Source organism: Streptomyces sp. NPDC001678, from assembly GCF_042892945.1.
Classification (GTDB): Bacteria; Actinomycetota; Actinomycetes; order Streptomycetales; family Streptomycetaceae; genus Streptomyces.
In genome coordinates this window covers 74,860-91,234 of the sequence record NZ_JBIAUP010000010.1, presented here as the reverse complement: position 1 = coordinate 91,234, position 16,375 = coordinate 74,860, and the positions used below count along the sequence as shown (strand labels likewise).

The window sequence follows — 16,375 nt, the reverse complement described above, 5'->3', positions numbered from 1 at the left end:
GCCGGCCACCGGCCCGGCACGTCACCGCGGCAGCACCACCACATACGCGGTGGGCCCGTGGTCGGCCGACGCCACCAGGGCGGTGCGCACGACCGCGGCCTGCTGCTCCAGCGCCGCGTCGTCGCGCAGCTTCCCCGGCGTCAGCCGGATCAGCGCGATGCCCAGCCGGTCCAGGTGCTCGCGCTTGCGGGACGGCTCCGACCACGGCACCTCGCCCTCCTGGCGCGGGGCCCGTACGTCGATCTCCAGCGCCACCCCGTGGTCCGGCCAGTAGGCGTCCACGCCCCCCAGGCACGGCCCGCCGGGCAGCCGCAGGTCGACGTTCCACAGCGGGGCCGGCAGCGCGTGCTCGCGCACCATCTCGTACAGCCGGCCCTCCGCGAACGACCGGCCCTCGGCCAGCAGCGCGTCGACGGCGTCCACCACGTGCGGCCGGCTCAGCAGCCGCGCCCGCGACAGCTCCCGGACGAGCGCCGAGGGCTCGCAGTGCCCGCCGCGCACCGCCTCCGCCAGCAGCCGCCGGACGGCCTGCGCATCGGTCAGCCGCGCCACGGTGTCGGCCACCGCCCGGGCGGCCGGGGCGACGGGCACGCCCGTCAGCAGCTTCGGCCGGGGCACGGTGTGCGCCCGGACCAGCCGGACGAAGCCGGTCGAGCGCAGCCGGCGGGTGCGCGGCACGAGGACGTCGATGTGCTCCAGGGAGAGCAGCGAGGGCACGGAGGTGAAGCGGTGGAGGGCCAGCGCGGCCGGCCCGGTGATCATGGCCTGGCCGTAGGGGGCGGGCGGGGTGTCGCGGTCCGTGGCCGGGCCGGGCTGCCGGGGCACCCGGTCGCGCGGCACGGTGTACATCAGGGCGGCGTGCAGCCGCTCCTCGCTGGTGGCGGGGCCCGTGTGGAGCAGGAAGACCCCCGGCAGCAGCAGCTGCCAGGGGCCGCCGGGGCGGCACCGCTCGGCGGCGGCCGACCCGGTGACGCCGTGCTCCCGCAGCTGACGTGTGCTCAGAACGCGGTGGCGGACGTCGGAGAGGTGGTGGAGGGGGCGCGGGGAGAGGGGGGTGTTGGGGTTCATGACCCGGCCATTCCCGCTCCCCGGCCGCCCCCTAACCGCTGTTACCGGCCCGTCGTCACTTCATGACAACGTGCCCGGCGGGCCGGTGGTGTTGGGTCGAAACTGCGTCGGATCAGGCCGTAACCGCGTTCGCGTCGCACTCCTGGGCGCGCAGGGCCCGCGCCAGGTCGTCCCGTGCCTCCAGCACCAGCCGCCGCAGCGCCGGGGCCGCGTCCGGGTGCTCCGCCAGCCAGGCGTCGGTGGCGGCCAGGGTCTCCGGGCGGTCCTGGAGCGCCGGGAACAGCCCGCGCACCACGGCCATGGCGATCTCGATGGACCGCTCCCGCCACACGCGCTCGATCACCTCGAAGTAGCGCGGCGCGAACGGCGCCAGCAGCTCCCGCTGCCCCGGCTGGTCGAAGCCCGCGATGGTGGCCTCGGCCAGGGCGTTGGAGAGTGTGTCGGAGTCCACGACCGCCCGCCACGCCGCCTCCTTGACCTCCGCGGACGGCCGGGAGGCCAGCGCCCGCACCTGGTGCCGCTTGCCGGAGGCGGTGTTGTCCCGGGCCAGCTCGGCCGCGAGCGCGGACTCGTCCGCCGCGCCCCGGGAGGTCAGCGCCGCCTGGAACGTCCAGCGCAGCTCCTGGTCGACGTCCAGCCCGTCGATCCTGGCGGTGCCGTCCAGCAGACCGCGCAGCATCCGGGTGTCGCCGTCCTCGGACGCGTGGGCGGCGAAGAACCGCGCCCAGGCCAGCTGGTGGCCGCTGCCCGGCTCGGCCAGCCGCAGCTCGCGCAGCGCGCCGGCCGCGAGCTCCCGGCCGGCGTCCTCGCGCCGGGCCGGGACCGCGTAGTGGGTGAGCGCCGCGGTGGCCCAGGTCTGCACCATCTGGAGCACCCCGATGTCGGTCTCGGCGCCCGCGAAGCGCAGGACCAGCTCCAGGTAGTCACGGGCGGGCAGCAGCCCGTCGCGGGTGAGGTTCCACAGCGCCGACCAGCACAGGGCCCGCGCCAGCGGGTCGGTGAGGTCGCCCAGGTGCTCGCGCAGGGTGGCCAGCGAGCCCTCGTCGAAGCGGATCTTGCAGTAGGTGAGGTCGTCGTCGTTGACGAGGATCAGCTCGGGCCGCTCGGCGCCCGCCAGCTCGGTCACGACGGTACGGAGGCCGGTGACGTCGGCCTCGGCGCGGGCGTAGCGCAGCAGCGGGCCGCCCGGCTCCTCGCGGCGGTAGAGGCCGACGGCGAGGCGGTGGGGGCGCAGCTCGGGGCGTTCGGCAGCGGCCTCCTGGAGGACCGCGAGCTCGGTGATCCGCCCGGCGGAGTCATAGGTGACCTGCGGGGTCAGCACATTGACACCGGCCGTCTCCAGCCAGGACCGCGACCAGGCGGTCATGTCCCGGCCCGAGGTCTCCTCCAGCACCTGGAGGAGGTCGGTCAGCCGGGTGTTGCCGTAGGCGTGCCGCTTGAAGTAGCGCCGGGCGCCCTCCAGGAAGGCGTCGCGGCCCACGTAGGCGACGAGCTGCTTGAGGACCGAGGCGCCCTTGGCGTAGGTGATCCCGTCGAAGTTGAGCTTGGCGTCCTCCAGGTCGTGGATGTCCGCCGTGACCGGGTGGGTGGAGGGCAGCTGGTCGGCGCGGTAGGCCCAGGCCTTGCGCTGGTTGGCGAAGGTGACCCAGCCGCTGGTGAAGCGGGTGGCCTCGACGAGCGAGAAGGAGCCCATGAAGTCGGCGAACGACTCCTTGAGCCACAGGTCGTCCCACCACTCCATGGTGACCAGGTCGCCGAACCACATGTGGGCCATCTCGTGGAGGATGACGTTCGCCCGGCGCTCGTAGGCCGACTGCGTCACCTTGCCCCGGAAGACGAACTCCTCGCGGAAGGTGACACAGCCCGGGTTCTCCATCGCGCCGATGTTGTACTCGGGGACGAACGCCTGGTCGTACTTCCCGAAGGGGTACGGGTAGTCGAAGTGGTCGTGGAAGAAGTCCAGGCCCTGCTTGGTGACGGTGAAGATCTCGTCGGCGTCGAAGTGGGGGGCGAGGCCCTTGCGGCACAGCGCGCCCAGCGGGACGTCGAGGACGGTCCCGTCGGCGAGGGTGCGGCTGTAGTGGTCGCGGACGACGTGGTACGGGCCGGCGACGACGGCCGTGATGTAGGTGGAGATCGGCTGCGTGGGGACGAACCGCCAGGTGGCCGAGGAGTCGTCCACGCGCTCGGCCTCGCCGTCCTGCGCGCCGTTGCTCAGCACGGTCCAGCCGGCGGGCGCGGTCACCGAGAAGGTGAAGGGCGCCTTGAGGTCGGGCTGCTCGAAGTTGGCGAAGACCCGGCGGGCGTCGGCGGGCTCGTACTGGGTGTAGAGGTAGACCTCGCCGTCCTCGGGGTCGACGAAGCGGTGCATGCCCTCACCGGTCCGGCTGTACGCGCACTGCGCGTCGACGACGAGGACGTTCTCGGCGGCCAGGTCCGTGAGCTCGACGCGGGCGCCGTCGAAGACCTCCTTGGGGTCCAGCTCCCGGCCGTTGAGCGTGACGGCGGTGACGTCGGGCGCGACCAGGTCCGCGAAGCTCGTGGCGCCCGGCTCGGCGCAGCGGAAGCGGATGGTGGCGACGGAGCGGAAGGTCCGCGGCTCGCCGCCGCCCGGACCGGTCGCGGAGCGCAGGTCCAGCGCCACGTCATAGGCGTCCACGGTCAGCAGCCGGGCGCGGACGCGGGCTTCCTCACGGGTCAGGTTCTCACCGGGCACGACGCGGCTCCCTCGGCTTCGTCTCGTCTCTCGTCCCATTTATCGAACACCAGGAATCATGGCACGCGGGTCTTTGTTGAATCACCGACCAGCTCGCGTACCCGGCTTCAGAGGAGACCCGCGTGACCGTGGAGAGAGTGACCGCCGACTTCTGGTTCGACCCGTCCTGCCCGTGGGCCTGGATGACCTCGCGGTGGATGCTGGAGGTGGAGAAGGTCCGGCCCGTGGACGTGCGCTGGCACGTGATGAGCCTGGGCGTGCTCAACGAGGACAAGCTGGACGAGCTCCCGGAGGAGTACCGCGAGGCGATGGCCCCCGGCGGCTGGGTCTGGGCGCCGGTGCGGGTGTGCGTCGCGGCCGAGCAGCGGTTCGGCGCCGAGGCGCTGGGCCGCCTCTACACCGCGCTGGGCACGCGTTTCCACAACCAGGACCAGCCGCGCACGCGCGAGACCATAGTGGCCGCGCTGGAGGACGCGGGTCTGCCGGCCGACCTGGTGGAGGCGGCGGACACGGACGAGTACGACAAGCTGCTGCGGGCCTCCCACAAGGAGGGCATCGACAAGGTCGGCCAGGACGTCGGCACGCCGATCATCTCCGTGCCCGGCCCGGAGGGCACCGAGGTCGCCTTCTTCGGCCCGGTCGTCACGCCGGCGCCGAAGGGCGAGGCGGCGGCGAGGCTCTGGGACGGCACGCTCCTGGTGGCGTCGACGCCGGGCTTCTACGAGATCAAGCGGACGCGGACGGTCGGGCCGATCTTCGACTGACACGGTGGCGCCGGAGGGGCTGATTTCAGCCCTTCCGGTGTTTGAGGACCGGGGAGTCTCGACGCGCACTACGGACCGGGCTCCATTAATGTCCCCGTATGGGCCAGACCGACCTCACCCGGCCCCTGGGCCGCCCCGGCGGCTGGGCCGACCCCGAGCCCCCCTGCGGCAACGCCGAGCACGGCACCCTCCCCGTACGCCCGTACGACCTGCTCACCCTCGCCGCCTGCCACGCCCTCGCCGCCCTGTGGCGCCTGCTGGGCCTGCGCAACGCGGCGGGCATGCTGCGCCACTACCTCCGCGGCACCGGCGCCCCGCACCGCGTCGACGCCGGGCGGCTGCTCGCCCTGCCCGCCGTGCGGGCGGCGACGGAGGCCCAGCTGACGCGGTGGCGCGCCGAGGCCCTGAAGCGCTGGGCGGCGGGCGGCCGCGCCCCTGCCGCCTACCCGGCCGACAGCGGCTGGCGCGATGTGCTGATCACCCGCGACGTCAGCCCCGACTGGTGGCTGGCGCTGCGGTACATGGAATTCCGGCTGACGGGCACGGTCCGGGTCGCCGTGGACGGCACCACCGTCGTGGACTACCGCTGCGCCGTGCACAAGGCGTGGAACTTCGATCGCGGGGGACGGGAACTGGGCGTACCCTTCACTCCGTTCGCCCGGTTGCACGAGACGGGCCTGGCGAAGGAGTTCGCCGTGACCGGCGAGGCGTTCGGCCACCACGCCTGAGAGGCCCCCGCGCGATGCGACCGCGCGGGGGCCTCTGCCGTGCCTGCCGCGTGAAGGGTGAGAAGACGATCACGAGCAGGCGGTCAAGGGGGGACAGGGCGTGTCAGGGCGCCAGGATGATGGAGCTGCCCTTTTCCTTCGCCGCGAGGTAGCGCGCGTTGACGTCCTGCCAGTTGACGACGGCCCACATGGCGTCGATGAAGTCCACCTTCTGGTTCTTGTACTGAAGGTAGAAGGCGTGCTCCCAGGCGTCGAAGACCAGGATCGGCACGGAGCCCTGGCCCACGTTGCCCTGGTGGTCGTAGACCTGCTCGACGATCAGGCGGCCGCTGATGGGCTCGTAGGCGAGTACGCCCCAGCCGGAGCCCTGCGTGGTGGCGGCGGCCTTGGTCAGCTGTGCCTTGAACTTGGCGAAGGAGCCGAAGGACTCGGCGACGGCGTCGGCGAGCTCGCCCACGCCGTCCTTGTCCAGCGGCTCGCCGCCGCCGTCGCCGGTCATGTTCTGCCAGTAGATGCTGTGCAGGATGTGGCCGGAGAGGTGGAAGGCCAGGCTCTTCTCGAGGCCGTTGATGGAGCCCCACTGGTCCTTGTCACGGGCCTCGGCGAGCTGCTCCAGGGTGTCGTTCGCGCCCTTGACGTACGCCGCGTGGTGCTTGTCGTGGTGCAGCTCGATGATCTCGGGGCTGATGACCGGGGCCAGCGCCGAGTAGTCATAAGGAAGTTCAGGAAGTGTGTAGATGGCCATGCCGAGCCCTCCGACTACTTATTGCAACTAACTTGCAGGTAGACGCTATCAGTAAGTACGTGTCAGAAGTGGTAACGGGGGAGGGCTTCGGTCCAAAGACGGAGGCGGGGTAGGTCCTGAAGATCAGGACCTACCCCGCCTCGTCGTGGAGTGGGGACGGCGCGTCAGCGCTTCGCGGCCACCGCCCGCTGCCGCAGGTATCCGATCAGCGCGAGCGCGATCGTGAGGCCGCCCGTGAAGTACAGCTGGATGCGGGTGTCCTCTTCGCGGAGCATCAGGGCCAGCACCCCGAGGATGCCGAGGATGGCCGCCCAGGTGAGGTAGGGGAACAGCCACATCTTCACGAGGAGCTGGTCCTTCGGGGTGCGCTTGCGGCCGCGCAGCTGGGAGACCGCGATGAAGCCCCAGACCACCAGCGTGGCGGCGCCGACCATGTTGAGCAGCCACTTGAAGATGGTGTCCGGCCACCAGTAGCTCAGCAGCACGGCCACGTAGCCGAAGGCGGCGGAGGCGATGACCGCGTAGCGCGGCACCCCGCCGCTGACCTTGCCCAGCCGGCGGGGGCCCTGGCCCCGGGAGACGAGCGAGAAGGCGATGCGCGAGCAGCCGTAGATGTTGGCGTTCATCGCCGAGAGCAGGGCGATCAGCACGACCACGTTCATGATCTGCCCGGCGCCGGGGATGTCCAGGTGGTTGAGGACGGCGACGTAGGGGCCGCTCTTGACGACCGAGGGGTCGTTCCAGGGGATCAGGGTGACGACGACCAGCAGCGAGCCCACGTAGAACAGGGCGATGCGCCACATGGCCGTGCGGACCGCGCTCGCCACGCCCTTGCGCGGGTGCTCGGACTCGGCGGCGGCGATGGTCACCGTCTCCAGGCCGCCGTAGGCGAACACGGAGGCGAGCAGTCCGACGACGAGGCCGTTGCCGCCCTTGGGGAAGAAGCCGCCGTTGCCGGTGAGGTTGTTCATGCCGGGGGCGTGGGTGCCGGGGAGCACACCCGCGATGGCGAGGACGCCCAGGATCAGGAAGACCGCGATCGCGGCCACCTTGAGGGTGGCGAACCAGAACTCGAACTCGCCGAAATTGCTCACCGCCGCGAGATTGCTGCCGGTGAAGACGACCATGAACAGGGCGACCCACATCCAGGAGGACGTGCTGGGGAACCAGTTCGTCATGATGGCCGCCGCGCCGATGCCCTCGGCGGCGACGGCGACGCACAGCAGGGTCCAGAACACCCAGCCGGCGGTGAAGCCGGCCCAGGGGCCGATCATCCGCTCGGCGTGGACCGAGAAGCTGCCCGAGGCGGGGTTGGCCGCGGACATCTCACCGAGCATGCGCATCACGAGCATCACGAGGATGCCGGAAGCCGCATACGCGAGCACGATCGACGGTCCGGCCGCGGCGATGCCCGAGCCGGATCCCACGAAGAGCCCGGCGCCGATGACGCCGCCGAGCGCGATCATCGACAGATGACGCTGCTTGAGTCCGTGCGACAGCGAGGGGCCCGGTGGGGTGTCCGGGATCGCGTCGGCGGGGCCGGTCGCCGGCGGGGAGGGTATACCAGTCATGATCGTAAAAGCCCCGTTGGGTGTGAGCGGAAAAGTTGCCTCAGTGTGGAGGTCAGGTTGGCCGAGGACAACACCCTTCACACATCTGTCCGGTATTCAGACAGACATGTGACCTTCCGCGACTGACATTTCGGCAGAAACGAAATTCCTCAGCGGCCGGCGGTCACCGAGGACCGCTGCCGGAGGTCGCGCAGCAGGGCCACCACGACCACCGCGGCCGTCGCGCCCGCCGACCACAGCAACTGCGGACGCGCCGCGTCGTCGGTCAGCATCAGCACCAGCACGGCGGCCATCGCGGCCAGCGCGACCCAGGTCAGATAGGGGAAGCACCACATTCGCAGGGTCAGCCGCTCGGGCGTCTCGCGCTCGATCCGCCGGCGCAGCCGCAACTGGGAAACGGCGATAAGGCCCCAGACGAAGAGCAGGACCGAGCCCACCGCGTTCAGCAGATATTGGAAGATCGAATCCGGCCACTCCAGATTGAGAATCACCGAGGCGAAGCCGAACGCGACCGAGGCGAGCACCGCCCGCCGGGGCACTCCGCCCGCCGAGACCTTCAGCAGCGCGCGGGGGGCCTCCTTCCGCTCGGCGAGCGAGAAGACCATCCGGGACGAGCCGTAGAGGTTGGCGTTCAGGGCGGACAGCAGCGCCACGAAGACCACGATGTTCATGATCTGTCCGGCCGCCGGCACCCCGATGCGGTCCAGCACGGCCACGTAGGGGCTCTCCCCGGGCTTCAGCGACGACCAGGGCAGAAGGGTGACGATGACGAGCATCGAGCCCACATAGAAGAAGAGGATGCGCCACATCGCGCTGCGCACCGCCCGGCCCACCGCGCGCGCCGGGTCGTCGGACTCGGCGGCCGCGATCGTGAGGACCTCCATCCCGCCGAAGGCGAAGACGACGGCCAGCACACCGGAGACCACCCCGCCCCAGCCGTGCGGCAGCAGCCCGCCCTGGCCGGTGAGGTTCGTCATGCCGACGGCGTCGGTGTTGGGCAGTACGCCGAAGATCGCAAGAAGGCCCAGGGCGAGGAAGAGCACGATCGCGCCGACCTTGAGGGCGGCGAACCAGAACTCGAACTCACCGAAGTTCTTCACGGCCGCGAGGTTGGCAGCAGTGAAGACGACCATGAACAGCAGCACCCAGCCCCACTGCGGCACCCCCGGCGCCCAGCCATGGGCGATCCGGGCCGCCGCCGAGGCCTCCACGGCGAGCACGACCACCAGCAGGAACCAGTAGAGCCAGCCCACCGAGAACCCGGCCCAGCGGCCCAGCGCTCGCTCCGCGTGCACCGAGAAGGCACCCGACGCGGGCATCGCCGCCGACAGCTCGCCCAGCATGCGCATGACCAGCATCGCAAGCCCGCCGGCCAGCAGATAGGACAGGATGATCCCGGGCCCGGCGACCGCGATCCCGGCGCCCGAGCCCACGAAGAGCCCGGCGCCGATCACCCCGCCCAGCCCGAGCATCGTCAGATGGCGCTGCTTCAGACCCGCCGCAAGCGGTTCCTTCTCGCCGGCGAGTGGCTCGACGACGGGCGGTGCATCGTGCATGGAGCTCGTTCTTTCGGGTCTTGCGAAGTTGTGCGCATCTGCAAGAACGCAAACGCGCGCAAAGGATAGGGTCCAGAGTCTCCCGGGCGGGGGCCACCGGCCAAGCTCCACTCGCACTCCGTGACGAGCATCACGTTTACAGGTGAAACCGCCGCCAACAGTGCGTACTCCGCCCCTCACCCGCTCGGAACCCGACAGGACCGGGCCCCGGCCTTTGTCACCGCCGCCCGGTGCCCAAGGTGTTTACGCTCGGCTAACGTCGGCGTGTCCCACCCGTCCCTCACCACCAGCGGAGTACCGATGGCCACCGCCGCCACCCTTCCCCGGACCGGTACGGTCCTCGCCGACCTGCTCCCCGCTTCCACGGCCGGCCGGGCCCGCGTCCGCGACGCCGCCCTGATCGTCGGCGGCGCCGCGCTGACCGGCCTCACCGCCCAGATCACCGTGCCCGTCCCCGGCTCCCCGGTCCCGGTCAGCGGCCAGACCTTCGCCGCCCTGCTGGTGGGCACCGCGCTCGGCGCCCGCCGCGGCTTCATGGCCCTGGCGCTGTACGCCATGGCCGGTGTCGCGGGCATGCCGTGGTTCGCCGAGGCCCGCTCCGGCGCCGCCTTCCCGTCCTTCGGCTATGTGCTGGGCATGCTGCTCGCCGCGACCGTCGTGGGCACCCTGGCCCGCCGCGGCGCCGACCGCTCCGTGCTGCGCACCGCCGGCACCATGGCCCTGGGCTCCGCGATCATCTACGCGGTCGGCGTCCCCTACCTGGCGCTGGCCACCCACATGTCGTTCGGCGAGGCCGTCGCGGCGGGTCTGACGCCCTTCCTGATCGGTGACGTCCTCAAGGCCGCCCTGGCGATGGGTGCGCTCCCGGCGGCGTGGAAGCTGCTGGGCCGCCGCGGCTGACACCTATATACGTACGGGCCGGGCCCGCACCCCGAGAGGGGGTGCGGGCCCGGCCCGTATCCGTTACCGCTCGACTACTCGGCGGCCGGGGCGGCCTCGACGGCCTTGGCCGCCTTGCGCCGCCGGTCCAGGACCAGGCCGACGGCCAGGACCAGGACGCCCACGAGGGTGGAGAGCAGGACCTGCTCCCGGTTGTCGCCGCCGTCCACGACCATGTAGCCCAGCACGAAGACGATCATGCCGATGGTGGCCCAGGTCAGATACGGGAAGAGCCACATCCGGACGACGAGCTTCTCCGGCATCTCGCGCAGGATGACCCCGCGCATCTTCAGCTGCGTGATGCAGATGACCAGCCAGACGAAGAGGGCGACGGCACCGGAGGAGTTCAGCAGGAACTTGAAGACGGTGTCGGGCCACAGGTAGTTGAAGCCGACCGAGATGAAGCCGAAGACGACCGAGCCCAGGATCGCCGCCTGCGGGACGCCACGGGCGTTGACCTTGGCGAAGGCCTTCGGGGCGTCGCCGCGCTGGCCGAGGGAGAAGGCCATGCGGGAGGCGGTGTAGAGGCCCGAGTTCAGGCAGGACAGCACGGCGGTCAGCACGATCACGTTCATGATCTGGCCGGCGTGGGGGATGCCGATCGAGTCGAGGGCCGCGACGTAGCTGCCCTTCTCGGCGATCTCCTTGGAGTCCCAGGGGAGCAGGGAGACCACGACGAGGATCGAGCCCAGGTAGAAGACGCCGATGCGCCAGATCACGCTGTTGGTGGCCTGGGTCACCGCGCGCTGCGGGTCCTCGGACTCACCGGCGGCCAGGGTGACGATCTCGCTGCCCATGAAGGAGAAGACGACCATCAGCACACCGGTGAGGATCGCCCCGGGGCCGTGCGGCAGGAAGCCGCCGTGCGAGGTGAGGAAGTCGAAGCCGTTGCCGGGGTTGTCGGAGCCGGGCAGCACGCCGAAGACGGCGAGCAGACCGATGACGACGAACGCGGCGATCGCCACGACCTTGATGCCGGCGAACCAGAACTCGAACTCGCCGTAGGAGCTGACCGAGGCCAGGTTGGTGGCCGTGAGGACGAGCATCACGATCAGGGCCCAGCCCCACTGGGGCACGCCCGGGACCCAGCCGTGGAGGATCTTGGCGCCGGCGGTCGCCTCGACCGCCAGCACGACGACCCAGAAGAACCAGTACAGCCAGCCGATGGTGAAACCGGCCCAGCGGCCCAGCGCCTTGTCCGCGTAGGCGGAGAAGGAGCCGGAGGTGGGGTTGGCGGCGGCCATCTCGCCGAGCATCCGCATCACGAAGACGACCATCGCGCCCACGAGGGCGTACGAGATCAGGATGCCGGGACCGGCGGCGGCGATGCCGGACGCGGAACCCACGAAGAGGCCCGCGCCGATGACACCACCGATGGCGATCATGGACAGGTGGCGGTTCTTGAGTCCGGCCTTGAGGCCGTCCCCGCCCTGCGCCGGGGCGTTGCCGGGATCGCCGGTCGTCGACCCCTTCGTCATGGTCGGCGGTGTCGCGCTCATCTGCACGTTCCTTCGGGTTGTTCCTTTGGGTCTCGGGTTGCGAGCCACCGCATTAGAACTTTTTGATGCCGCCTTTAGGAAGACCCGAATCCATTTCGTTGTGTTCACCGAGAGTCACCATGGGGTGCCGTCGCCCCCTGCTGATCGATCCGCCTCCGCGTTCGTGCCACACTCGGACGCATGCGCGTGTACCTCGGTTCCGACCATGCCGGCTACGAACTCAAGAACCACCTCGTCGAGTGGCTCAAGGCCCAGGGCCATGAGCCCGTCGACTGCGGTCCCCACATCTACGACGCCCAGGACGACTACCCGCCCTTCTGCCTCCGCGCGGCCGAGAAGACCGCCGCGGACGCCGACGCCCTCGGCATCGTGATCGGCGGTTCGGGCAACGGCGAGGCGATCGCCGCGAACAAGGTCCAGGGCGTCCGGGCCGCCCTGGCCTGGAGCGAGCAGACGGCCTCCCTCGGCCGCGAGCACAACAACGCCAACGTGATCAGCGTCGGCGCGCGGATGCACTCGCAGGAGGAGGCGACGAAGTTCGTCGAGATCTTCCTGGCCACGCCGTACTCCGGTGACGGGCGTCACACGCGCCGCATCGAGATGCTGAGCCGCTACGAGACCACGGGCGAACTCCCGGCCATCCCGCCGCACCACCCGCAGCAGGACTGACGGAGGATCCCCCACCCGCCCAGAAGACCCGTGGGCGCCTCGACGGCGCCGGGTAATCGGGCGGGCGGGTGGGGGAGGCCCGCCGCGAAGCGGCGGAAGAACGAGCCGTCCGGGAGGACACCCATGCCCGAAGGGCATACGATCCACCGCCTGGCGGCGGACCACCACAACGCGTTCGCGGACCGCCCGGTCCGCGCGACCAGCCCCCAGGGCAAGTTCTCCGACAGCGCGGCGCTGATAGACGGCCAGATCCTGGAGACCGCCGAAGCCCACGGCAAACACCTCTTCCTCGGCTTCGCCGCCACCGGCTGGGTCCATATCCACCTGGGCCTCTTCGGCAAGTACACCTGGGGCGAGGGTGCGGCCCCGCCCCCCACGGACACCGTCCGCCTCCGCCTCGCGAACACCACCGCGTACGCGGATCTGCGCGGCCCGACGACTTGCGCGCTGATCACCGACGGCGAGAAGCAGGCGATACACGACCGCCTGGGCCCCGACCCCCTGCGCCCCGAGGACGACGGCGGGCGCGCCTACGCCCGGGTCTCCCGCAGCCGGACGAGCGTCGCCGCCCTCCTCATGGACCAGAAGGTCGTCGCGGGCGTCGGCAACGTCTACCGGGCCGAGGTCCTCTTCCGGCACGGCATCGACCCGTACCGCGCCGGCCGTGACGTGACCCGCCGCGAGTGGGACGCGATCTGGGCGGACCTCGTGGACCTCATGCGCGAGGGCGTGCGCAACAACCGCATCGACACCGTGCGCCCCGAGCACACCCCCGAGGCCATGGGCCGCCCGCCGCGCGTGGACGACCACGGCGGCGAGGTCTACGTCTACCGCAGCGCGGACCGGCCGTGCCTCGTCTGCGGCGGCGGGATCCGCACCGCGGACCTGGCCGCCCGGAACCTCTTCTGGTGCCCGTCCTGCCAACAGGCATAGCCCGTCCTGCCAACAGGCATGGCCGACAGGCGTAGCGGTCGGCACGGGTGGTGACCCGGCGCGCGTGATCGCGCGTAATCTCCTCGCGCGCGGGTGCGCGCGTCATCGGGCGCCGACAAGCGGATCCGTACACCATCTGTTGCGTATGAGACGTCTGTGACTGACGGGACTTCCGGTATGACAAGCCGCACATGTGGGGCGCCGACACGCGCGTGAATTCCCTGTGTCGCGATTCCACGCCCGTGCCGGTTCAAAGGCGCCGCACCATTGATCCCCGTCGGCCGGGCGCAGTACCCGTGGATCCGTCGTCATAACCCATGACCAGCGACGCAATCCCGCTCAAGCGAACGAATCTCGCATATGGTTGCTCTCTGGGTGCTGACCCGGCGCTCCGAAGGCAGCCGTGTCGGCGCGGCGTGAATCGACGCACCGCCGAATGGGTGGATAAGGTCCCGATGCAATGACTGGCGGTGCGGAGACCCCGACGGCCCGGATGCGCAAAGCACTGCACCGGGCCCGCACGAGCATGCGCAAAGCCGGTGTCGACTACTTCCGGGGCGACGGCTCCGACTCGGTCGCCCTCACCGCCCTGCTGCTGGCCGTCCCCGCCCTCGCCTGGGGCACCGTCGCCCAGCCCGAGTGGTGCGCCCCGGCCGCGCTCGTCCTGCCCATCGTCGCGGGCGGCCTGCTGCTGCGCCCCGCGAGCCTGCTGGGCCTGTACGCCGCGTCGGCCGCCGCCCTCATCATGGAGTCGGCGCTCCTCGACAACCCCTCCCACCACGGCGCGGACCGGGTCACCCCCGGCACCATCCTCGTGGTGGCGGCGGTCGGTTTCTTCGGCCTGCTGATCGCGCAGTTCCGCAGCCGGGTCGGGGTCCCCTGGAGACGTGGCGGAACGATGCTCTTCGACCTCCGCGAACGCATCCGCGTCCAGAGCAAGCTCCCCAAGCTGCCCCGGGGCTGGCACCGCGAGATGGCGCTGCGCCCGGCCGGCGGCCAGTCCTTCTCCGGCGACTTCGTCGTGGCCGCGCGCACCAACGGCGGCCGCACCCTGGAGGTCGTCCTGACGGACGTCTCCGGCAAGGGCATGGACGCCGCGTCGCGGGCCCTGCTGCTCTCCGGCGCCTTCGGCGGCCTCCTCGGCTCCCTCCCGCCCCACGCCTTCCTCCCGGCCGCCAACGGCTACCTCCTGCGCCAGGACTGGGACGAGGGGTTCGCCACCTCCGTCCACCTCGTCCTCGACCTGGAGACGGGCGACTACGAGCTCCTCTCCGCCGGCCACCTGCCGGGCCTCCAGCTCAGCGCCGGCACGGGCCGCTGGGAGGAGAAGGCCGCCGAGGGCCCCCTGCTGGGCGTCTACGACGGCGCCCAGTTCGACCCCGTGAAGGGCACCCTGCGCCCCGGCGACGTCCTGATGCTCTTCACGGACGGCCTGGTGGAGACGAACGAGCGCGAGCTGACGGAGGGCATGGACCGCCTCACGGGCGAGGCCGACCGTTACGTCACCTCGGGCTTCCACGGCGCGGCCTGGCACCTGATCGAGGCGGTGGCCAAGGACGTCAACGACGACCGCGCCCTGCTGCTCATCTGCCGGGAGACGGGCGCGGTGCCGGCGAGCCGGAAGCCGCCGTTCAACGAAAAACAAACCGTCCGTCCGGCAAGGTGACACTCTAGACATCCGATAAGCAAGATTCCGGCCATTTGCGCCTACCCTCGGGGCCAGCCCAGGAGAAGAAGGTGCGTCGTGAGGTTCAGACTGATCGGCCCGTTCGAGATCGTGACCGAGGATGGCGTGGTCCGCCGGGCGGGGACGCCCAAGGTCTCGCAGACGCTGGCCCTCCTGCTGATACGGGCGAATGAGATCGTGACGACCGACTCCCTCATCCGTGAGCTGTGGCAGGGCGACGCCCCGCGCAGTGCCCTGAACACCGTGCAGACCTATATCCACCACGCCCGCAAGCTGCTGGCGCAGGAGGGCCGCCCCGCGGGCTGTGACCCGCTGCTGACGCTGCGGCCCGGCGGGTACACGATGCGGGTGGACCCCGAGGCCGTCGACATCAAGGTGTTCGAGGGGCTGGTGGCACAGGCCAGGGACGACGTCCGGGCGTGCCGCCACGAGAGCGCGGAGGCCGCGCTCGACCGGGCGCTCGACATCTGGCGGGGGCCGCTGCTGGTGAACGTGCCCACGGGCGACGTGCTGTCGAGCCGGATCGCCCGCCTCGAGGAGATCCGGGTCCGGGCCCTGGAACTGCGCATCGAGGTGTGGGCCGCGCTCGGCCGGCAGCGCGACGCCATCGCCGAACTGCGGGTGCTGGTCCACGAGTACCCGCTCAACGAGTCCTTCCACGGCCAGCTGATCGCGGCCCTCCACCAGGCCGGGCGCCGGGCCGAGGCGCTCCAGGCGTACCGGCAGATGCACCGCATCCTCTGGGACGAACTGGGCCTGGACCCCTCCTGGGAGATCCAGCGGCTGCACCAGGAGGTGCTCGCCGCGTCCCCGGCGTCCCCGCAGGGCGCCGGCGGGCCGGCGCGGCGGGCGGCCGCCGGGGCGTCGCGCCGGCCGCCGCAGCGCACCGCCTCCATGGGCGGCCCGCCGCCCGCGGGCCTCGCCTGGCGCCGGCCCTGCCGGCCCGAGCTCGCGCCCTGACATTCCGGGGTGCGGTGCGGCTCAGCGCTGCGCATCGTCTGTCCAAATCCTGCTGGTCAAATCCGTACCGCGCAGTACTTGTACCCGCCAAGGGTCTATCCGCAGAACGTGGTACTTGGGGTCGGTGGGACCCTCACGCCAGAAGTTGCGCGGGTTGTAGCCGACCCCGGCCGGGCTGCCCTTCCGGTAGAGGTCCCAGGCGTACTCCCGCGTCTCCGGGTCCGTCGCCCAGGTGGAGACGCTGTCGATGAACACCGCGTTCTGGCGCGGGTTCCAGTACGAGTACGTGGTGTGCGGGTTGTTCGCCAGGTGCGCGGCCTTGACCGGCGTCTTGTAGGCGGCGAGCCAGCCGACCGGCCGGCCGTCGACCACCTCCCATATGGGCAGCAGCACCCGTGCCCGGGGCCGCCCCTTCCGGTCGACGGTGATCATTGTGCAGTAGACGATGTCCCGGATGTATTCGAAGAACTTGTCCTCGATTTCGGAGAACGTCGCAACTTTGGTGGCCACAGCGGATCCTCGGCAGTCGTCATGGGTCAT

General features: G+C 71.0%; 14 protein-coding genes. 7 read left to right on the top strand and 7 right to left on the bottom strand.

Annotation, left to right across the window (positions count from 1 at the left end; translation table 11 throughout):
* Nucleotides 1–21: 21 nt before the first annotated feature.
* Together ACFYZR_RS21420 and pepN are read right to left on the bottom strand one after the other, a co-directional pair.
* Nucleotides 22–1,068 (bottom strand): hypothetical protein, encoded by a 1,047-nt coding sequence (locus ACFYZR_RS21420; protein ID WP_391912546.1) that lies wholly within the window; start codon nt 1,066–1,068, stop codon nt 22–24.
* Nucleotides 1,069–1,180: 112 nt separating this feature from the next.
* Nucleotides 1,181–3,784: an aminopeptidase N gene (gene pepN, locus ACFYZR_RS21415; protein ID WP_391912544.1), complete on the bottom strand. Its 2,604-nt coding sequence runs from the start codon at nt 3,782–3,784 to the stop codon at nt 1,181–1,183.
* A 122-nt stretch (nt 3,785–3,906) separates the two neighbouring features.
* Here pepN and ACFYZR_RS21410 point away from each other — a divergent pair, with 122 nt between their 5' ends.
* Both ACFYZR_RS21410 and ACFYZR_RS21405 read left to right on the top strand, forming a co-directional pair.
* Nucleotides 3,907–4,548: a disulfide bond formation protein DsbA gene (locus ACFYZR_RS21410; protein ID WP_391912542.1), complete on the top strand. Its 642-nt coding sequence runs from the start codon at nt 3,907–3,909 to the stop codon at nt 4,546–4,548.
* A gap of 98 nt (nt 4,549–4,646) precedes the next feature.
* Nucleotides 4,647–5,276 (top strand): hypothetical protein, encoded by a 630-nt coding sequence (locus tag ACFYZR_RS21405; RefSeq protein ID WP_391912540.1) that lies wholly within the window; start codon nt 4,647–4,649, stop codon nt 5,274–5,276.
* Nucleotides 5,277–5,379: 103 nt separating this feature from the next.
* On the opposite strand, the gene ACFYZR_RS21400 is transcribed toward ACFYZR_RS21405, so the two are convergent.
* From ACFYZR_RS21400 to ACFYZR_RS21390, 3 genes are all read right to left on the bottom strand, one after another.
* Nucleotides 5,380–6,021: a superoxide dismutase gene (locus ACFYZR_RS21400; protein ID WP_391912538.1), complete on the bottom strand. Its 642-nt coding sequence runs from the start codon at nt 6,019–6,021 to the stop codon at nt 5,380–5,382.
* 164 nt (nt 6,022–6,185) lie between these two features.
* Nucleotides 6,186–7,592: an amino acid permease gene (locus ACFYZR_RS21395; protein ID WP_391912536.1), complete on the bottom strand. Its 1,407-nt coding sequence runs from the start codon at nt 7,590–7,592 to the stop codon at nt 6,186–6,188.
* A gap of 149 nt (nt 7,593–7,741) precedes the next feature.
* Complete coding sequence (locus ACFYZR_RS21390) at nt 7,742–9,148, bottom strand: amino acid permease (RefSeq protein WP_391912534.1); 1,407 nt, start codon at nt 9,146–9,148, stop codon at nt 7,742–7,744.
* A 300-nt stretch (nt 9,149–9,448) separates the two neighbouring features.
* Here ACFYZR_RS21390 and ACFYZR_RS21385 point away from each other — a divergent pair, with 300 nt between their 5' ends.
* Nucleotides 9,449–10,048: a biotin transporter BioY gene (locus tag ACFYZR_RS21385; RefSeq protein WP_391912906.1), complete on the top strand. Its 600-nt coding sequence runs from the start codon at nt 9,449–9,451 to the stop codon at nt 10,046–10,048.
* A gap of 74 nt (nt 10,049–10,122) precedes the next feature.
* Here the strand turns inward: ACFYZR_RS21385 and ACFYZR_RS21380 are convergent, their stop codons facing one another.
* Nucleotides 10,123–11,586 carry an amino acid permease gene (locus ACFYZR_RS21380; RefSeq protein ID WP_391912532.1) on the bottom strand — a complete coding sequence of 488 codons (1,464 nt, stop codon included), beginning with the start codon at nt 11,584–11,586 and terminating at the stop codon, nt 10,123–10,125.
* A gap of 180 nt (nt 11,587–11,766) precedes the next feature.
* Here ACFYZR_RS21380 and ACFYZR_RS21375 point away from each other — a divergent pair, with 180 nt between their 5' ends.
* From ACFYZR_RS21375 to ACFYZR_RS21360, 4 genes are all read left to right on the top strand, one after another.
* Nucleotides 11,767–12,255, top strand: coding sequence for a ribose-5-phosphate isomerase (locus ACFYZR_RS21375; RefSeq protein ID WP_391912530.1), 489 nt, complete (start codon nt 11,767–11,769; stop codon nt 12,253–12,255).
* A gap of 123 nt (nt 12,256–12,378) precedes the next feature.
* Complete coding sequence (locus ACFYZR_RS21370) at nt 12,379–13,188, top strand: Fpg/Nei family DNA glycosylase (protein WP_391912528.1); 810 nt, start codon at nt 12,379–12,381, stop codon at nt 13,186–13,188.
* Nucleotides 13,189–13,648: 460 nt separating this feature from the next.
* On the top strand, nt 13,649–14,854 hold the full coding sequence (locus ACFYZR_RS21365) for a PP2C family protein-serine/threonine phosphatase (RefSeq protein WP_391912526.1): 1,206 nt from the start codon (nt 13,649–13,651) through the stop codon (nt 14,852–14,854).
* Between the two features lie 78 nt (nt 14,855–14,932).
* Nucleotides 14,933–15,835: a BTAD domain-containing putative transcriptional regulator gene (locus tag ACFYZR_RS21360; RefSeq protein ID WP_391912524.1), complete on the top strand. Its 903-nt coding sequence runs from the start codon at nt 14,933–14,935 to the stop codon at nt 15,833–15,835.
* Between the two features lie 21 nt (nt 15,836–15,856).
* On the opposite strand, the gene ACFYZR_RS21355 is transcribed toward ACFYZR_RS21360, so the two are convergent.
* Entirely contained in the window at nt 15,857–16,345 is a 489-nt protein-coding gene (locus ACFYZR_RS21355) for a pyridoxamine 5'-phosphate oxidase family protein (protein ID WP_391912522.1), read from the bottom strand.
* Between the last annotated feature and the right edge of the window lie 30 nt (nt 16,346–16,375).

What these genes read in the sequence shown, in the direction of transcription:
- ACFYZR_RS21420 (WP_391912546.1), bottom strand. Translation starts at nt 1,068, where the DNA reads ATGAACCCCAACACCCCCCTCTCCCCGCGCCCCCTCCACCACCTCTCC.
- ACFYZR_RS21405 (WP_391912540.1), top strand. Translation starts at nt 4,647, where the DNA reads ATGGGCCAGACCGACCTCACCCGGCCCCTGGGCCGCCCCGGCGGCTGG.
- ACFYZR_RS21400 (WP_391912538.1), bottom strand. Translation starts at nt 6,021, where the DNA reads ATGGCCATCTACACACTTCCTGAACTTCCTTATGACTACTCGGCGCTG.
- ACFYZR_RS21395 (WP_391912536.1), bottom strand. Translation starts at nt 7,592, where the DNA reads ATGACTGGTATACCCTCCCCGCCGGCGACCGGCCCCGCCGACGCGATC.
- ACFYZR_RS21390 (WP_391912534.1), bottom strand. Translation starts at nt 9,148, where the DNA reads ATGCACGATGCACCGCCCGTCGTCGAGCCACTCGCCGGCGAGAAGGAA.
- ACFYZR_RS21385 (WP_391912906.1), top strand. Translation starts at nt 9,449, where the DNA reads ATGGCCACCGCCGCCACCCTTCCCCGGACCGGTACGGTCCTCGCCGAC.
- ACFYZR_RS21380 (WP_391912532.1), bottom strand. Translation starts at nt 11,586, where the DNA reads ATGAGCGCGACACCGCCGACCATGACGAAGGGGTCGACGACCGGCGAT.
- ACFYZR_RS21375 (WP_391912530.1), top strand. Translation starts at nt 11,767, where the DNA reads ATGCGCGTGTACCTCGGTTCCGACCATGCCGGCTACGAACTCAAGAAC.
- ACFYZR_RS21370 (WP_391912528.1), top strand. Translation starts at nt 12,379, where the DNA reads ATGCCCGAAGGGCATACGATCCACCGCCTGGCGGCGGACCACCACAAC.
- ACFYZR_RS21365 (WP_391912526.1), top strand. Translation starts at nt 13,649, where the DNA reads ATGACTGGCGGTGCGGAGACCCCGACGGCCCGGATGCGCAAAGCACTG.